The organism is Nocardia africana NBRC 100379, from assembly GCF_001612635.1.
GTDB classification, from domain to species: domain Bacteria; phylum Actinomycetota; class Actinomycetes; order Mycobacteriales; family Mycobacteriaceae; genus Nocardia; species Nocardia africana.
Genome location: NZ_BDAV01000016.1, coordinates 49,607 through 63,319, shown reverse-complemented (window position 1 = coordinate 63,319; position 13,713 = coordinate 49,607). Strand labels below are relative to the sequence as shown.

Genomic DNA, 13,713 nt, shown 5'->3' with positions numbered 1-13,713 from the left:
CTAGTTGCGGAGGCGGGTGGACGGGAGTAGTTGCACCAGCACCGCGGTGAGCAGGCACAGCAGTGCCATCGGCACCAGGCTCGCGACGAACGCCGGCACGAATCCGCCGGGCGCTGCGAGCCGGTCGTAGAAGACGATGCCCACCACCGCGATCCCGACCGCGCCACCGACCTGCTGTGCGGTGGCCAGCACGCCTCCCGCGGCGGCGGCGTGCTCCGGCGTCACGCCCGCCAGCACGATGCCCGGCATCGGCACCAGCGCCAGGCCCATTCCCGCCCCCGCGACGATCATCGCCGGCAGCAGGTCGAGCACCGAACCGCCGCCGCCGAGCTCGTGCGCGGTGAGTGCGAGCAGCAGATATCCGCCGGCCTGCAGGACCGCCCCGAGCGCGACGATCTGCCGGCCGAACCGTGCCGCCGCTCGCTCCGACAGCATCGAGGTGAACAGATAGGCCGCGCCCAGTGCGAGAAACAGCAGGCCCGACCCCAAGGCCGACAGGCCGCGCCCCTGCTGCAGGTACAACGCCAGGAACAGGAAGAACGAGCCCATGGTCATCTGGTAGCTGAGCGCGATGATCGAACCGACCGCGAACGAGCGTTCGGTGAACAGCGCGGGATTCACCAGCGGCTCCCCGCCGCGGGCCGCCGACCGCCGTGCCGCGCCGACGAAGGCGGCGACCAGCACGGCAGCCGCGGCCAGTGAGATCCAGGTCCACATCGGCCAGCCCTGCTCCCGACCCTGGATCAGGGGCAACACCACCGCTACAAGGGCGGTCGCGATCAGGGCGACGCCGAGCCGGTCCAGCCGGGTGCCGCCGTCTCCGCGTGATTCGGGGACCAGCCGGGCCAGCACCGCGAGGGTGAGCGCACCCACCGGCACGTTGATCCAGAAGATGGTGCGCCAGCCCAGTCCGAACAGATCGGCCTGGATCAGCAGCCCGCCGATCAGCTGGCCGAAGACCGCGGCCAGGCCCATCGCGAGTCCGTAGGCGGCGAAGGCACGCACTCGGCGGGCGCCGGTGAACACCACGCTGATGATGCCGAGGACCTGCGGCATCAGCAGCGCCATCCCGGCGCCCTGCGCGACCCGGGCGACGACCAGTTCGGTGGCGTCACCGGCCAGCGCGCAGGCCAGGGAGGCGAGGGTGAAGACCGCCATGCCGAGGCCGTAGAGCCGGCGGCGGCCGTACAGGTCACCGAGCCGCCCGCCGGTGATCAGCCCGGCCGCGACCGCGAGGCCGTATCCGGCGACCACCCACTGCATGGTGGCGCTGCTCGCGTGCAGATCGGCCTGGGTGTCGGGGATGGCGACGTTGACGATGAAGAAGTCCAGGGTGGCCATGAAGATCCCGGCCAGCAGGACGAGCAGGGTGGCCCGTGCGGGTGGTGCGCTCGCCGGGCGGATGCCGTCGGCCGGCAGGGTGGGTGCGGACATGTGTGTTCCTCGGTAACTATGGTGTGGCACAAGGGCGTTCGGTCAGCCCCGGACGAATTCCAGGAGATCGTTGTTGAACTCGGCCGCGTGCGAGGTGTAGAGGCCGTGACCGGCGGTCGGGTACTCCTTGTAGACGGCCTTCGGCATCAGCTCGGCGGTGCGCCGGCCGGTGATCTCGGCGGGTGCGGAGAAGTCCAGGGCGCCGTGCACGATGAGGGTGGGAACGGTGATGCCGCGCAACGCTTCCCGGTTGTCGCAGTGGAAGACCGCCTGCTGCATGTGCAGCGTCGCCCACGGCGCGGTCGACAGGCACTGACGGTAGGTGACGTCGATGTGTTCGGGGGAGACGTCCGGATTCAGATGGCTGTTGAAGTAGATCTGCGACTGCCGGGCCAGCCATCGGCCGCGATCGGTGCGGATGCTGTCCACGAGCGCGTCGAGCATGGCCTCCGGGATGCCGTCGGGGTTGTCGTCGGTGGCCTTCACGAAGGGCAGGATCGCCGCGAGGAAAACCACTCGGGCGACGCGGCTTTCGCCGTGGCGGGCCAGATACCGGGCGATCTCCGCGCCGCCGGTGGAGTGGCCGACCAGGGTGGCCTCGCGCAGGTCGAGATGATCGAGCAGGGCGCCGAGATCGTCGGCGGTGGTGTCGATGTCGTAGCCGGTGGACGGGCGATCCGAGCGGCCGTGGCCGCGGCGGTCCAAGGCGATGCAGCGGTAGCCGCGGTCGGTGAAGTACGGAATCTGGTATTCCCACATCTCGGTGTTGAGCATGGCGCCGGCGACGAAGACGATCGGCTCGCCCGTGCCGTAGTCCTCGTAGGCGAGGGTGGTTCCGTCGGTGGTGGTGAAGTACATGATCGGTCCTTTGCGGGGTGAAGTGCCGGGTGTCGGGAGGGGGTCAGGCGCCGGTGGGTACCTTGTCGAGGAAGCCGAGGATCTGGCGGATGCGGCCGTCGTCTCCGATGGCGGCCACGTCGAAGCCGATCACCAGCGGTTCCTCGCCCGGCCGGCCCAGATGCCAGGTGAAGCGGGCGATGCCGTGGTGGCTGTCGATCGGGCCGCCGAGGGTGAATTCCAGTCCGGGGAACTGCTGCTGGACCGCGGCGACGGCCGCGTCGAGTCCGGCATGGCCGCGAACCGAGGCCAGTGGATCGGTGTATTCGGCGTCGTCGGTGAGCAGGTCGGCGATCTGCGCGGCGCGGGCGGTGGAATCGGTTTCGTTCCAGACGGCGAGGTAGCGTTCGACCAGGTCGTTGATGTCGCTCACGGGGTTCTCCTTCGTGGTCGTGATGTTCCGACCACAAAGTTATGGAGTTCCGGGCGACCGGGAATCTGTCGCGCTTAAGTACTTTCGACGGTAGTGCCGGTCGGGTGTCCTACCGGTCGGCGGCGGGATCGCCGAGGCGCCGCGACGGGTGCAGGGTGGCGGCGGGGTGTCCGGTGGTGATGCTGTCGGCGAGCGTGGCCCCCAGGGCCGGGGCCAGTTTGAACAGATTGTGGCCGGCGAGGAAGGTGGCGGCGCCGTCCTGCCAGGCGGCCAGCCCGTCCTCACCCCACGGCAGCCGGGTCACCCAGCAGTGCACGTACCCGTCCGGTTCGGGTGTGAGCCCGGGTAGTGCGCGGTGAACGTAACCGACGGCGCGTTCGGCCAGCCAGGCCAGGGCCGTGGGGTCGACCGAGCCGCCGTCGCTGCTGGGCACGGAATCGCTGAGTCCGAGCGCGTAATGGGTGTTACCGGGGAAGGCGGCGGCGTAGATGCCGGTCTCGCCGAATTCGCCGCTGCTGTCCTGCAGGGTGGCGAGTGTGGTGGGCGGCGCCGAGCGCGGGCGGAAGGTCACCCGGACGTGCGCGGAGACTTGGACCGGCAGGGCGAGGCCGAGGGTCCGGGCCAGCGGCGCGGTACCGCGGCCTGCGCAGACGACGACGCTGCCGAAGTCCGAACAGGTTGTACCGGTGCGCAATTCGACGGTTCCGGCCGCGGTGTGCCGTAGGGTGAGGACGTGGTCGTTGACCAGTGCGTCGCGCAACCGATCGGTGAGAGCGTCGATCGCGGCGACGGTGCGGATGGAGCCGCCGGTCGCGTCCAGCATGGCCGGGCCGTCGTAGTCGGCCAGCGGAGGCAGCCGGCTCGCCAGCTCCTCGGCGTCGATACCTCGGGCATCGACGCCGGGCGTCCGCCGCAGGATCTCCAGCTTGTCCGCCACGCCGGCCCCGAGCGCGACCGCCCCGTCGCGCGAAATCAGTTCGGTGCCGAAGTCGCCTTCCCACTCGCGCCAGACGCGACGGGCCGCCACCGCCATCTCGACCAGCCGGGGATCGGTGTGCGCATGGCGGAAGATCCGGGACTGACCGGCCGATTGGCCGCCGCCGGGCCGGCCCGACTCGTACACGGTGACCGAGAGCCCGCCCCGGCGTAGCGCGTGAGCCGTGGCCAGGCCGACGATTCCGGCTCCCACCACGGCGACATCGGTTGCGGCACCCATCCTCGCGGACTACCCGCCGCCGCGGCGCGCAATCACGGCGGCGCACCGACCGGCGCGCGGGGATTCAGTACCCGGCGAGCAGTGCGCGGAGCCGGCCCAGTTCCTCGGGACCGGCGCTGCTGTGCCAGCGCGTCGGATCGGCGGGCCGGCGGCCCCACAGGAACAGCACGCGCACGGCCGGATCGCTTTCCACTGTCGCCTGCCCCTGCGGCGGCACCAACTCGATGGAGCTGCTGTCCGGCTCGGCGACGACCAGGACGTCGTCGGTGCCCGGTGCGCGCAATCTGGCCTCGATACGGCCCTCGGGACCGAAATCGATATCCCTGCTGCCGCGCGCGAGCAGCGGAAGGCCGACATCGCGCACGCTGTGGCGAGTTATCCACGGCCGCATGAGCATATCGATCGCCGTCGCGTCGTCGCCGGTCATATCCCAGCGGTGCAGCACCATCTCCTGACGCATGTGCTCGAGGAAGAAGTCCGGACCGACGGTGCGCCCGGTCCAGCCGATCGCCTCCAGCGGAGACAGCGTGTCGATCACCTCCGCGGTTTCGACGAGTTGTTCGCACCGATCCACGAACGCCGCCCACAACTCGGCGTCCGGCATCGCGCGATAGGGCGCCTCCCGCTCCTCGAAACCACGGGTCGGCACCGGGCTGCCCGCCGCATGGGCGGCGAGCACCCGCGCGAGTTCCTCCGCGTTGCCGGTGTTGTGGATCACGACATCGTGTACGGTCCAGCCCTCGCACCAGGTACCCGCGTCGGGCCGGCGCGACTGTACGGCGCGGGCGAAGGCCTCCCATTCCGGCAACGCCTCGGCGGCAGTGTGTGAAACCATCGGCATCTCCTCCAACCGGGTCGTCGGCGCCCGGTTGTCGTGGCGGATCCGTCCTGATTCGCGCATACCCCGCCGCTGCCGGATGTCACCCGGCGATTCGCGCGCCCGGACCGTATTCCTCGATGATCCGGACTATTTCGGCGGCGACCAGCCCGGGGCGCTCGGTCGGCACCATATGGCCGCAGTGCTCGGCGACGACATGCCTGCCGTGCGGCCGTGCGGCCCGCCGCCGGTGCGCGGCGTTGATCGCCGCACGCGAGCGGGCCGAGATACCGGTGGAGGGCGAATCGGCGGACACGACCGTGACGGCGAGCTGGTGACGGTCGGGGGCGGTGCGGTGTAAGTGTTCGAGATCTGCTGTGTGGCAGGCGAGTTCGGCGGCACGGGTGCGCATCGCCGCGACCGCGAAGCCCTCGGCGCGGAACTCGGCACGGGCGTCGGCGGGCAGCGCGGCGAGGGTGTCGCGGTAGGCCAGTCGCAGTGCGCCGATGCGTGCGAGTGCGGCGCTGAGCCGCTGCCCGGTGCGTGCCGCCCGCTGCGACGCCGTGGTGAACAGGTCGTCGCAGAACTCGTCGGTGGGATCGACCAGCACTGTGCCCGTGATCCGGTCCGGTCGGTCCGCGGCGGCGACCCGCACGATCGGACCGCCCCAGCTGTGCCCGACCAGTACGAGCCGCGGTGCGGCGAAGCGCTCGGTGAGGTGATCGAGCAGGTCGACCAGGTCGTCGGCCAAGCGCCGGAGCCCGCGCGGTGCGGTGTCGGGGGCGCTGCGGCCCAGACCGCTGCGGTCGTAGACGACGGTCGCCGCGTAGTCGTCGAATTCTCGCTGCACCGCCGCCCAGTACGAGCGGGTGCAGGCGAGGCCACTCTCGAAAACGACCAGGGGAGAGCGGTTGTCGTTCCGTCCCGGCCGGTGCATGTAGTACAGCCGGCGCCCGTCACGGGTGGGCGCGGTGCTCGCCACGCCCTGGCTGTGGGGTCCGGCCGGATCGGCTCGCTGCCGTATTGATTGTCCCGCCCGAGTCCCCTGCGTGCTCCCAATCACATTGGTTAGCCTAACCAAAAGTGCCGGCATGCGGGAATGTGGTTCCTCCCGGGGACGGGAGGCGGTTCACTTTCGGGTGGGCCGCGGGTCCTTCTCGCGCGGTCGCGGTGGTGTTGCACGGTCCCGGCCCGCAGAGCGCGGACTGCCCTCGTCTCACGGATGCGCTGAACTGTTGCGGCATAAGGGTATTCGATCCGTTGCGCGAACCCGTTCACCGCCGGGACGACCGGCGAGATCGTCCACGCCCGGGGTGCGACGACGGCGCCCGGACCACCCGGTACCCGAGCGACTCGGCCCGATCGGGTTCGGCGACGCGATCCTGGGCACTCGCCAGAAGACCAGGAAGGGTGTCGATGGGATGAACCAACTGCAGGATTTCGTCACCGGCGCGGCCGGGTCGCCGTGGGTGTATTTCGCGCTGCTGGGCGTGTGCATCGTCGACGCCTTCTTCCCACCGGTCCCCAGCGAATCGGTGATCGCCGCGCTGGCCGCCATCGGCAGTTCGACCGGCAAACCGTCCGTCTGGCTGCTGGTGCTCGCCGCCGCGGCCGGCGCGGTCATCGGCGACAACCTCGCCTATACGATCGGTTGCGCCATCGGCACGGATCGATTCGCGTGGATGCGCAAGCCGAAGATCCGGCGGGCATTCGACTGGGCGCGTGGAATGCTCGACAAACGCGCGGCCCTGCTGGTCATCACCGGCCGCTATATCCCGGTCGGTCGCATTGCCGTCAACATGACCGCCGGGGCGACCGAATATCCCCGCCGCAAATTCGTCCCGCTGACGGTGATCGGCGGTATCAGCTGGGCGGCGTATTCGGTGGTGATCGCCGGCGCGTTCGGACGCTGGCTGCGCGATCAGCCACTCCTGGCCGCGGTGATCGGCATCGCCTGCGCGATCGTGCTGGGCTTCCTCGTCGATCGCGTGGTGCGGCACTTCTTTCCGGGGACGGGTGAAGAAGAACCCGGCGACGACAGCCCGGCCGAGGACGACGCGGGGGAGAGGGCGGAAGCCCGCCGGCGATAGGCGTGACATCGAGCGTCGTCCTGCGGCATCGGTGCGGTCATGATCCCCGCACGAGGCGGGCGGCGATCGTGTCCACCTCGTTCTCCGGTCGGTCGTGGAATCCGTCCGCGGGTGGATGAGCGCCGCGCCCGGGGCCCGTTACTGTCGGCACCGCGTCGATCGGATCCGCGCTCGCGGCGGTGATTTGTTCGCGCATGGGGTCAGGGAAGGGCACGGACAATGGACACGTTCACGCACGCCGGATTCGTCTTCGACGTCACCGATACGCCACCGGCTCCGGGCAGCGAAACGCCGGAAACCGTGGTGCTGCTGCACGGGTTTCCGGAAGATCGCCACTGCTGGGATGCGATCACGCCCGCGCTCACCGCGGCGGGTTATCGCGTGCTGGCACCGGATCTGCGGGGTTACTCACCGGGTGCGCGCCCCAAGGCGCGTTCGGCGTATGCCACGGCCCGCATGACCGGCGACGTGCATGCCCTGGCCGACGCGGCGGGTGCCGAGCGCTTTCATCTGGTCGGTCACGACTGGGGTGCCGCGCTCGCCTGGTCCGTCGCCGCCGAGCGGCCCGACCGGCTGGCATCGCTGACCGCGCTGTCGGTGCCACATCCCATGGCCTTCGCGCGCGCCATGGTCACCAGCAGCCAGGCGCTGCGATCGTGGTACATGGCCGCCTGTCAGCTGCCGTGGCTACCGGAACTCGTCCTGTCCGCCCAGGGCGGCCGGGCCATGCGAGAAGCGCTGGTCCGCGCCGGACTCGATCCGGCCTCCGCGGACCGCTATGCGGCGCGCGCGGCGCATCGAGGGGATATGCGCGGCCCGGTCAACTGGTACCGGGGTCTTCCGTTCGCGCTGCGCCGCCCGGTCGGCTCCGTCGACGTTGCGACGCTGTTCTGCTGGGGCACCGCCGACCGCTACGTCGCACGGGCCGCAGCGCAGGCGTGCCGCCGTTACGTCACCGGCCCGTATCGCTACGAGGCTCTCGACGGCGCCTCGCACTGGCTGCCCGAACAAGCGGCCGACCGGGTCGCCGCACTGCTGATCGACCATCTGCGAGCGCCGGTGGCCGGCCACCACCGGAGCTGACTCAGTCCGGCGGTTCCTGGGCGTGCTCCTCGGTGCCGACGTCGTCGGCGACCTCCCGGGTCGCCATCCCGCCGTTGTCGCCCTCGTCCACCGGTCCGGGCCGCCCGCCCCGCGGTTCGTCGGTGTCGTCGTCGTGCGGATGATTCGGTTGGGACATGAAGTCGTCCTTTCTCGAGGTTCGTAGCGGACTACCTCGACAGCCGAGCGGCAAACGCCTAGAGCGAGATGAGGAGTACGCCGGCCGCGACGATCAATGCGGCCCAGACCATCAGGACGAGGACGGCGGACCGGGGGTCCTCGGTGTCGTTCGGCGTGGCCCGGCGGCGACGGTGGGAAGCGGTGATCGAAACGTTCACGAGCTCTCTCCTTCCGCGATCGGTCGGTACTCCAGACCTACCCCGAACCCCAAGCGCCACAACATATCTCGCAGAAGCGGCGTATGGGTTGTGTCACAACATCCGCGAACCCGACGGCTACGAACGTCGTCCGGCCGGGCAGCCCTCTCACCAGCCGTTGATGTGCAGTACCGAGTCCAGATCCACACGCGGGCCGGGCCGGAAGTCGGTGCCCTTGGTGTAGGCGACCGGGAGTAGCACCCCCTGGCGGACGTCGTCGGGAATGCCGAGAATCTTCGCGACCTCGCGCTCGTACTGCAAATGCAGTGTGGTCCAGGTGGTTCCGAGGCCCCGCGCGCGCAATGCCAGCGCCAGGCTCCACGCCGCCGGAAGCAGCGAACCCCACAGTCCCGCCTGGTTGTCGGGCAGTGCCCCACTGGTGCCCGTGCTGATCGCACCGATCACCAGCACCGGGACCTCCGCCATCACCTCACGCAGATAATCCGAACTGGTGGCGATGCGTGCGGCGCTCTCGTCGGCGGGTTCGCCCCCGGCCTCCCGGTAGGCCAGATGGGAGCGCCGGTAATGCTCCGCGACCTGCGCCTTGACCGCCGGATCGGTGAGCACGATCCAGTGCCAATGCTGCCGATTACCTCCGGACGGCGCCTGCAGGGCCACCTCCAGCGCCTCGCGGATCACCTCCAGCGGCACGGGCCGCGTCAGATCCAGACGGCGGCGCACGGCACGCGTGGTGGTCAGCAGTTCATCCGGGGTGAGCGGAAGCAGTTCGGTCACTACGGGTCTCCTTCTGGGTCGGCGTATACCGTCCAAGGATGCCCGACCCGGGTTTTGTTCCCGGATGCGCCGAAGCGATGCGGTATGCACCCACGAATGGCGAAGCGCGCACTCCCGCCACTTGGTGGGAGTACGCGCTCCGGAGAAAGGAATTCGCCGTCGCTAGAAATAATGTGCGCGGCCGGCGACCGGACGTCCGAACGCTCCGAGCAGGGCCAGGATCGCGCCGATGACGACGGCGATGATGCCCAGGGTCCAGAGGATCGGGATGCTGAAAACGAACCCGAGAACGAGGAGGATGACTCCCAGAATAATCATGTGAAACTCTCCCTTTGCCTTTTGTTATCCAGGCGCTGCCGCGTTCGGCCGTACGTCGGTAACAAATCGCAGATACCCGGCCTCGACGGGCGTAAACAGAACGTCTCGGGAGAGAAAGCGGCGTCAGGGCGCGCGGGCCAGCCACCGCCAGCGCGGCAGTTCGGTACCGACGGTCGCGACCGCCAGCACGGTGACGAGCACGGCGACCCAGGCCGGCCAGGCGAACCAGGCGCCCAGCACCGCCGCGGCGATCAGCACCAGCATCATCGTGATGGTGGCCCAGCCGGGGACGGCGACGAGCACCTGCTTCTTGTCGCCGCGGGTGGCGAAGATCGCCGGTACACCGATCAGGACGACCACCGCGATCACCGCCGCCGGCACGGACCACGAGGCGAGCGCCCACGGCGCCGCGACCCAGGCGATCAGTTCGGTCGCGACTCGCGCGATGGCCGGGCCGCGGCCCTGTTCGGTGAGATTCGGTGAGACATCCGCACGTTCGGACATGTCGCCCAGCCTCGCACGTCCGTATCCCGCACGCACGACGAACGCGATGTGACTGCCTCAGCCGGGTGTGCGCGCACCGGGAAACATGACCGGACTGATCAGATAGGGGCGGCGATCCGGGCCGGGACCGTTCCCGCTGACGGAGGCGAGGACGCGGCGAAATCCGTCGAGCATGGCATTGCGTTCGTCGGGTGAAAGCCACAGTGTGCCTTGGCGATAGCCGACGGCGTCCGCGACCGGATCGGCGCCGGGCTCGTCGAGGTAGGCGTCGAATTCGGCGATCAGGACGGCCATGGCGGTGGCGAATCCACGACGGTGGTCGTCGAGTGTCATGGCCGCGGCCGCGTCGGCGTCGATCGCGGGGCGGTCGGCGCGCAGCCGATAGGACCGCTCGACCGCACCGCGAATCCGCCGCTCACCGGCGACCTCCAGGATGCCGCCCTCCACCAGCAGTCCCAGGTGCCGGTAGATCGTCGTCCGGGGCACATCGCGCAGGCGGTCGCACAACTCACCGGCGTTTCGCGGCGCGCCCCCGGACAGGGCGTGCACGATGCGCAGCCGCACCGGATGCAGAAGGAGATCGGCAGGATCCATATCTCAACTATCCCATTATTGGTATCATTTCCAAAGTTGGTATTGTTCGAGAGGGGATCCGGATGCGCAACGTGCCAGGCGAACGAATGACGGTGCGCGGCATCGAGTTATATGTGGAGCGGGCCGGTGCGGGGGAGACCTGTGTGCTCTTCGAATCCGGTGCCGGCGCCGGGCGCACGCTGTGGGATCCGGTGGTGTCCCGGCTCGGCGATGCCGTACGGACCGTCACCTACGACCGTGCCGGTCGCGGCCGCAGCGCTCGGGTGCAGCCGCCACAGAGCATCGAGGAGATGGCGGCCACGCTGGCCGCGTTGATCGAGGCACTGGCACCGCGCCGGCTGATTCTGGTGGGGCACAGCATGGGTGGGCTGATCGTGCGCCGCGCGGCGGAACATCTCGTGCCGCAGCCGATCGGTGTGGTGCTGGTCGATCCGACTCCGGAAGCGGCTCCGTTCTACGCGGACTGGGCGGCGACCGCGGCGAAGACGGATCGTATTCTCGCGGTGCAACAGTCGCTCGCGCGCTGGCGTCCGGTGATGCGGGTGCTGACGGGGTCCTACGGCCGGATGTTTCCCGCCGACACCTACGAGACCATGCTGCGGGAGGATTTCACCCCCGCCGGGATAGCCTGCACACGAAGCGAATTCGATGCCTTCGCCACGGGCATCGGCGCATTCCGCGACAATCCACCGCAGCCACCGCGCGGCGAGGTCGTGGTCATCTCCGCGCTGCGCGCCAACCGATTGCACGCCCGCCACCACGACACCATCCGCGAGTACCAACGCCGATTCGCCGATCGGGTGAACGGCCGGTTCGAGGACGCCGACTCCGAGCACATCGTGCCGGCCGAGTGCCCGGATCAAGTGGCCGCCGCGGTGCTCCGGATGGCCGGCGCACCCGAGCGCGCGGTGTGACGGGCAGTGCTCAGGAGTCGAACATTCGCGACAACACCGTCACGACGCCGTCCGCGTCGTTGGCGGGAGCGAGGTAGCGGGCGCGGGCCCGAACCTCGGGGTGGGCGTTGGCCATCGCGAACGACCACCGCGCGGCATCGAGCATCTCGAGATCGTTGAGGTAGTCGCCGAACACCGCGGTGCGGGTGGGCGGGATCCCGAGCGCCTCCTGCAGCGACCGCACCGCGCGACCCTTGTCCGCGTCACGGCTCATGATGTCGATCCAGTGTTTGCCGGACACCACGACCTGCTCGCGTGCGGCGATCGATCCGAACACCCGCTCGGCCGTCCGCTCGGCATCGGCGAAGTCGTAGATCGCCAGCTTCAGCACCTTGTCGGTCACCGCGGTGAGATCGTCGACGTGGTCGAGGCGGGCGTAGTACTTCGCCGCCTCGGCGACGAACGCCGTATCCGTGCGCTCGATATAGGCGCTGTCCAGGCCGCACACCACCAGTCCGAGTCCGGCCGCGCCGGGCGCTTCCCGAGTCGCCCGCACGACCTCTCGCACGGTATCGAACTCCAGGCAGGCCGTGGACACGACGACGCCGGAATGCACGACGAGACAACCGTTCTCGGCGATGTACGACACGCCCTCCGGCGCCCGCTCGAACAGTGCGGCCAGCGTCGCGTACTGCCGCCCGCTGGCCGGCACGAAGGTCACTCCCCGCGAACGCATCACCTCGAGCAGCGGCCAGAACGTGTCGGGCACGACACCGGAATCGGTGAGCAGGGTGCCGTCCATATCGCAGACGACCAGTCGCACATCGTGGTCGCCGGGCGGGATCGAGGACCAGGACGGCGGTGCCGGGACCGTCGAACGGCCCAGGGAGCCCCTGTTTTCCGGTATGTCGCCATCCACCGATCCGCTGCGCACCTGCCCACTTTCGTCGTCGCCCACACCGCCGCACGGGACGCGCCACAGCGGGGCGCACCGCCGGCACGGTCGGTCCTCGTGTCTGCTGTGTCGTGGCCAGTATGTACGGCAGCGGACGCGGCGATGCGATGCCCCCGGCTGAGCGGCGACGAGCGGGGACGAGCTGACCGGCTCCTGCGGAGATCATTCGCCACGACTGCCCATTGTTGCCGCGCGATTGCCCGGGGGCGCGCATCATTCAAAGATGCGGTTACAGCAGTCGGACACTGCGACCGAAGGGTGCGTACGGCAGTGCGCGACGTCCTGGCGGCACTGACGCCCATCTGGCGATCCGGTGGCACCGCCGGTGTCGCCACGGTCGTACGCACCAGGGGATCGTCACCGCGCCCGGCGGGTGCGGCGATGATCGTGGCTCCCGACGGCAGCGTCGCCGGATCGGTCTCCGGGGGCTGCGTGGACGCGGCCGTCTACGAACTGGCCACCGAGGTGGTGCGGATCGGCCGGCCTCGGCTACAGAGCTACGGGGTCGACACCGATGAGCTGTTCGGTATCGGGCTCACCTGCGGCGGCGAGATCGACGTCTTCGCCGAGCCGATATCGCGGCAGACGTTCCGGCACCTGCCGAGGGTGCGCGCCGACATCGCCGCCGACCGCCCGACCGCGATCGCCACGGTCGTCGCAGCCTCGGAAGGCGCGCGGCTGGGCCGGCGGCTGATCGTCACTCCGGATTCGATCCACGGATCGCTCGGCTCCGGACGAGCCGACGCCGCCGTGGCCGCGTGTGCGCGCGAGCTGCTCGCGGCCGACCGTGCCGGTGTGATCAACTGCGGGCCGGACGGCCATCCCTTCGAGGCGGGCATGGATGTCTTCGTGAACACCTTCGCGCCCCGGCCACGGATGCTGATCTTCGGCGCGATCGACTTCGCCGCAGCGCTGGCACAGCAGGGCGCTCTGCTCGGCTACCGGGTGACGGTCTGCGACGCCCGCCCGAGGTTCGCGACCGTGGACCGATTTCCGGCCGCCGACGAGGTCGTCGTGGACCGGCCGGATCGCTACCTCACCGCGCAGGCGCAGCGGAACACCCTCGACGGCCGGACCGTCGTGTGCGTGCTCACCCACGACCCGAAATTCGATGTTCCGCTCCTGCGGGTGGCGTTGCGGCTCCCCGCCTTCGGCTACGTCGGCGCGATGGGATCGCGGCGCACGCACGACGATCGGCTGCGCCGCCTGCGCGCGGCGGGACTCACCGACGCCGAACTGCGCCGCCTCGCCGGCCCCGTAGGCCTGGATCTGGGCGCTCGCACCCCGCAGGAAACGGCGGTGTCGATCGTCGCGGAGATCATCATGCGCACCCGGGGCGGCGCCGGTCACCCGTTGACCGAACTCGCCGGACCGATCCACCACGACCACACCCCGTGACGTGGCCGATA

18 protein-coding genes are annotated in these 13,713 nt (G+C 69.8%); 4 read left to right on the top strand and 14 right to left on the bottom strand.

What is annotated here, in order from left to right; all coding sequences use genetic code 11:
- From NA3_RS28220 to NA3_RS28195, 6 genes are all read right to left on the bottom strand, one after another.
- Positions 1–1,434, bottom strand: coding sequence for an MFS transporter (locus tag NA3_RS28220; RefSeq protein ID WP_062966692.1), 1,434 nt, complete (start codon positions 1,432–1,434; stop codon positions 1–3).
- Between the two features lie 42 nt (positions 1,435–1,476).
- Complete coding sequence (locus NA3_RS28215) at positions 1,477–2,292, bottom strand: alpha/beta fold hydrolase (protein WP_062966691.1); 816 nt, start codon at positions 2,290–2,292, stop codon at positions 1,477–1,479.
- Positions 2,293–2,335: 43 nt separating this feature from the next.
- On the bottom strand, positions 2,336–2,704 hold the full coding sequence (locus tag NA3_RS28210) for a nuclear transport factor 2 family protein (protein ID WP_062966690.1): 369 nt from the start codon (positions 2,702–2,704) through the stop codon (positions 2,336–2,338).
- Between the two features lie 109 nt (positions 2,705–2,813).
- Complete coding sequence (locus NA3_RS28205) at positions 2,814–3,920, bottom strand: NAD(P)/FAD-dependent oxidoreductase (RefSeq protein ID WP_062966689.1); 1,107 nt, start codon at positions 3,918–3,920, stop codon at positions 2,814–2,816.
- Between the two features lie 64 nt (positions 3,921–3,984).
- On the bottom strand, positions 3,985–4,755 hold the full coding sequence (locus NA3_RS28200) for a maleylpyruvate isomerase N-terminal domain-containing protein (RefSeq protein WP_062966771.1): 771 nt from the start codon (positions 4,753–4,755) through the stop codon (positions 3,985–3,987).
- An 85-nt stretch (positions 4,756–4,840) separates the two neighbouring features.
- The gene (locus NA3_RS28195) at positions 4,841–5,719 is read right to left on the bottom strand and encodes an alpha/beta fold hydrolase (RefSeq protein WP_218021907.1); all 879 of its coding nucleotides are present in this window, start codon (positions 5,717–5,719) and stop codon (positions 4,841–4,843) included.
- Between the two features lie 439 nt (positions 5,720–6,158).
- Between NA3_RS28195 and NA3_RS28190 the strand changes: the two genes are divergently transcribed.
- Positions 6,159–6,827 (top strand): DedA family protein, encoded by a 669-nt coding sequence (locus NA3_RS28190; protein WP_062966767.1) that lies wholly within the window; start codon positions 6,159–6,161, stop codon positions 6,825–6,827.
- Positions 6,828–6,864: 37 nt separating this feature from the next.
- Here NA3_RS28190 and NA3_RS38270 read toward each other — a convergent pair whose 3' ends face one another.
- On the bottom strand, positions 6,865–7,023 hold the full coding sequence (locus NA3_RS38270) for a hypothetical protein (RefSeq protein ID WP_218021906.1): 159 nt from the start codon (positions 7,021–7,023) through the stop codon (positions 6,865–6,867).
- 23 nt (positions 7,024–7,046) lie between these two features.
- Here NA3_RS38270 and NA3_RS28185 point away from each other — a divergent pair, with 23 nt between their 5' ends.
- Positions 7,047–7,910 carry an alpha/beta fold hydrolase gene (locus NA3_RS28185; RefSeq protein ID WP_062966688.1) on the top strand — a complete coding sequence of 288 codons (864 nt, stop codon included), beginning with the start codon at positions 7,047–7,049 and terminating at the stop codon, positions 7,908–7,910.
- Position 7,911: 1 nt separating this feature from the next.
- Here the strand turns inward: NA3_RS28185 and NA3_RS37815 are convergent, their stop codons facing one another.
- From NA3_RS37815 to NA3_RS28170, 6 genes are all read right to left on the bottom strand, one after another.
- A complete protein-coding gene (locus tag NA3_RS37815) occupies positions 7,912–8,067 on the bottom strand; it encodes a hypothetical protein (RefSeq protein WP_167355056.1) in 156 nt (51 codons plus the stop codon).
- Positions 8,068–8,125: 58 nt separating this feature from the next.
- Positions 8,126–8,266 (bottom strand): hypothetical protein, encoded by a 141-nt coding sequence (locus NA3_RS37170; protein WP_157126602.1) that lies wholly within the window; start codon positions 8,264–8,266, stop codon positions 8,126–8,128.
- Between the two features lie 147 nt (positions 8,267–8,413).
- On the bottom strand, positions 8,414–9,040 hold the full coding sequence (locus NA3_RS28180) for a nitroreductase family protein (RefSeq protein WP_062966687.1): 627 nt from the start codon (positions 9,038–9,040) through the stop codon (positions 8,414–8,416).
- Positions 9,041–9,202: 162 nt separating this feature from the next.
- On the bottom strand, positions 9,203–9,358 hold the full coding sequence (locus NA3_RS37810; protein WP_086007330.1) for a hypothetical protein: 156 nt from the start codon (positions 9,356–9,358) through the stop codon (positions 9,203–9,205).
- A gap of 123 nt (positions 9,359–9,481) precedes the next feature.
- The gene (locus NA3_RS28175) at positions 9,482–9,862 is read right to left on the bottom strand and encodes a hypothetical protein (RefSeq protein WP_174561115.1); all 381 of its coding nucleotides are present in this window, start codon (positions 9,860–9,862) and stop codon (positions 9,482–9,484) included.
- Positions 9,863–9,919: 57 nt separating this feature from the next.
- Positions 9,920–10,456 (bottom strand): helix-turn-helix domain-containing protein, encoded by a 537-nt coding sequence (locus tag NA3_RS28170; RefSeq protein WP_062966686.1) that lies wholly within the window; start codon positions 10,454–10,456, stop codon positions 9,920–9,922.
- A gap of 62 nt (positions 10,457–10,518) precedes the next feature.
- Between NA3_RS28170 and NA3_RS28165 the strand changes: the two genes are divergently transcribed.
- Complete coding sequence (locus NA3_RS28165; RefSeq protein ID WP_062966685.1) at positions 10,519–11,370, top strand: alpha/beta fold hydrolase; 852 nt, start codon at positions 10,519–10,521, stop codon at positions 11,368–11,370.
- Between the two features lie 10 nt (positions 11,371–11,380).
- Here NA3_RS28165 and NA3_RS28160 read toward each other — a convergent pair whose 3' ends face one another.
- Positions 11,381–12,307: an HAD family hydrolase gene (locus tag NA3_RS28160; protein WP_227995270.1), complete on the bottom strand. Its 927-nt coding sequence runs from the start codon at positions 12,305–12,307 to the stop codon at positions 11,381–11,383.
- Between the two features lie 267 nt (positions 12,308–12,574).
- Between NA3_RS28160 and NA3_RS28155 the strand changes: the two genes are divergently transcribed.
- On the top strand, positions 12,575–13,702 hold the full coding sequence (locus tag NA3_RS28155; protein ID WP_062966684.1) for an XdhC family protein: 1,128 nt from the start codon (positions 12,575–12,577) through the stop codon (positions 13,700–13,702).
- Positions 13,703–13,713 lie beyond the last annotated feature (11 nt).

Coding starts and splice junctions, on each gene's coding strand:
- NA3_RS28220 (WP_062966692.1), bottom strand. CDS start 1,434: ATGTCCGCACCCACCCTGCCGGCCGACGGCATCCGCCCGGCGAGCGCA.
- NA3_RS28215 (WP_062966691.1), bottom strand. CDS start 2,292: ATGTACTTCACCACCACCGACGGAACCACCCTCGCCTACGAGGACTAC.
- NA3_RS28205 (WP_062966689.1), bottom strand. CDS start 3,920: ATGGGTGCCGCAACCGATGTCGCCGTGGTGGGAGCCGGAATCGTCGGC.
- NA3_RS28200 (WP_062966771.1), bottom strand. CDS start 4,755: ATGGTTTCACACACTGCCGCCGAGGCGTTGCCGGAATGGGAGGCCTTC.
- NA3_RS28190 (WP_062966767.1), top strand. CDS start 6,159: ATGAACCAACTGCAGGATTTCGTCACCGGCGCGGCCGGGTCGCCGTGG.
- NA3_RS38270 (WP_218021906.1), bottom strand. CDS start 7,023: ATGCGCGAACAAATCACCGCCGCGAGCGCGGATCCGATCGACGCGGTG.
- NA3_RS28185 (WP_062966688.1), top strand. CDS start 7,047: ATGGACACGTTCACGCACGCCGGATTCGTCTTCGACGTCACCGATACG.
- NA3_RS37815 (WP_167355056.1), bottom strand. CDS start 8,067: ATGTCCCAACCGAATCATCCGCACGACGACGACACCGACGAACCGCGG.
- NA3_RS37810 (WP_086007330.1), bottom strand. CDS start 9,358: ATGATTATTCTGGGAGTCATCCTCCTCGTTCTCGGGTTCGTTTTCAGC.
- NA3_RS28175 (WP_174561115.1), bottom strand. CDS start 9,862: ATGTCCGAACGTGCGGATGTCTCACCGAATCTCACCGAACAGGGCCGC.
- NA3_RS28170 (WP_062966686.1), bottom strand. CDS start 10,456: ATGGATCCTGCCGATCTCCTTCTGCATCCGGTGCGGCTGCGCATCGTG.
- NA3_RS28165 (WP_062966685.1), top strand. CDS start 10,519: ATGCGCAACGTGCCAGGCGAACGAATGACGGTGCGCGGCATCGAGTTA.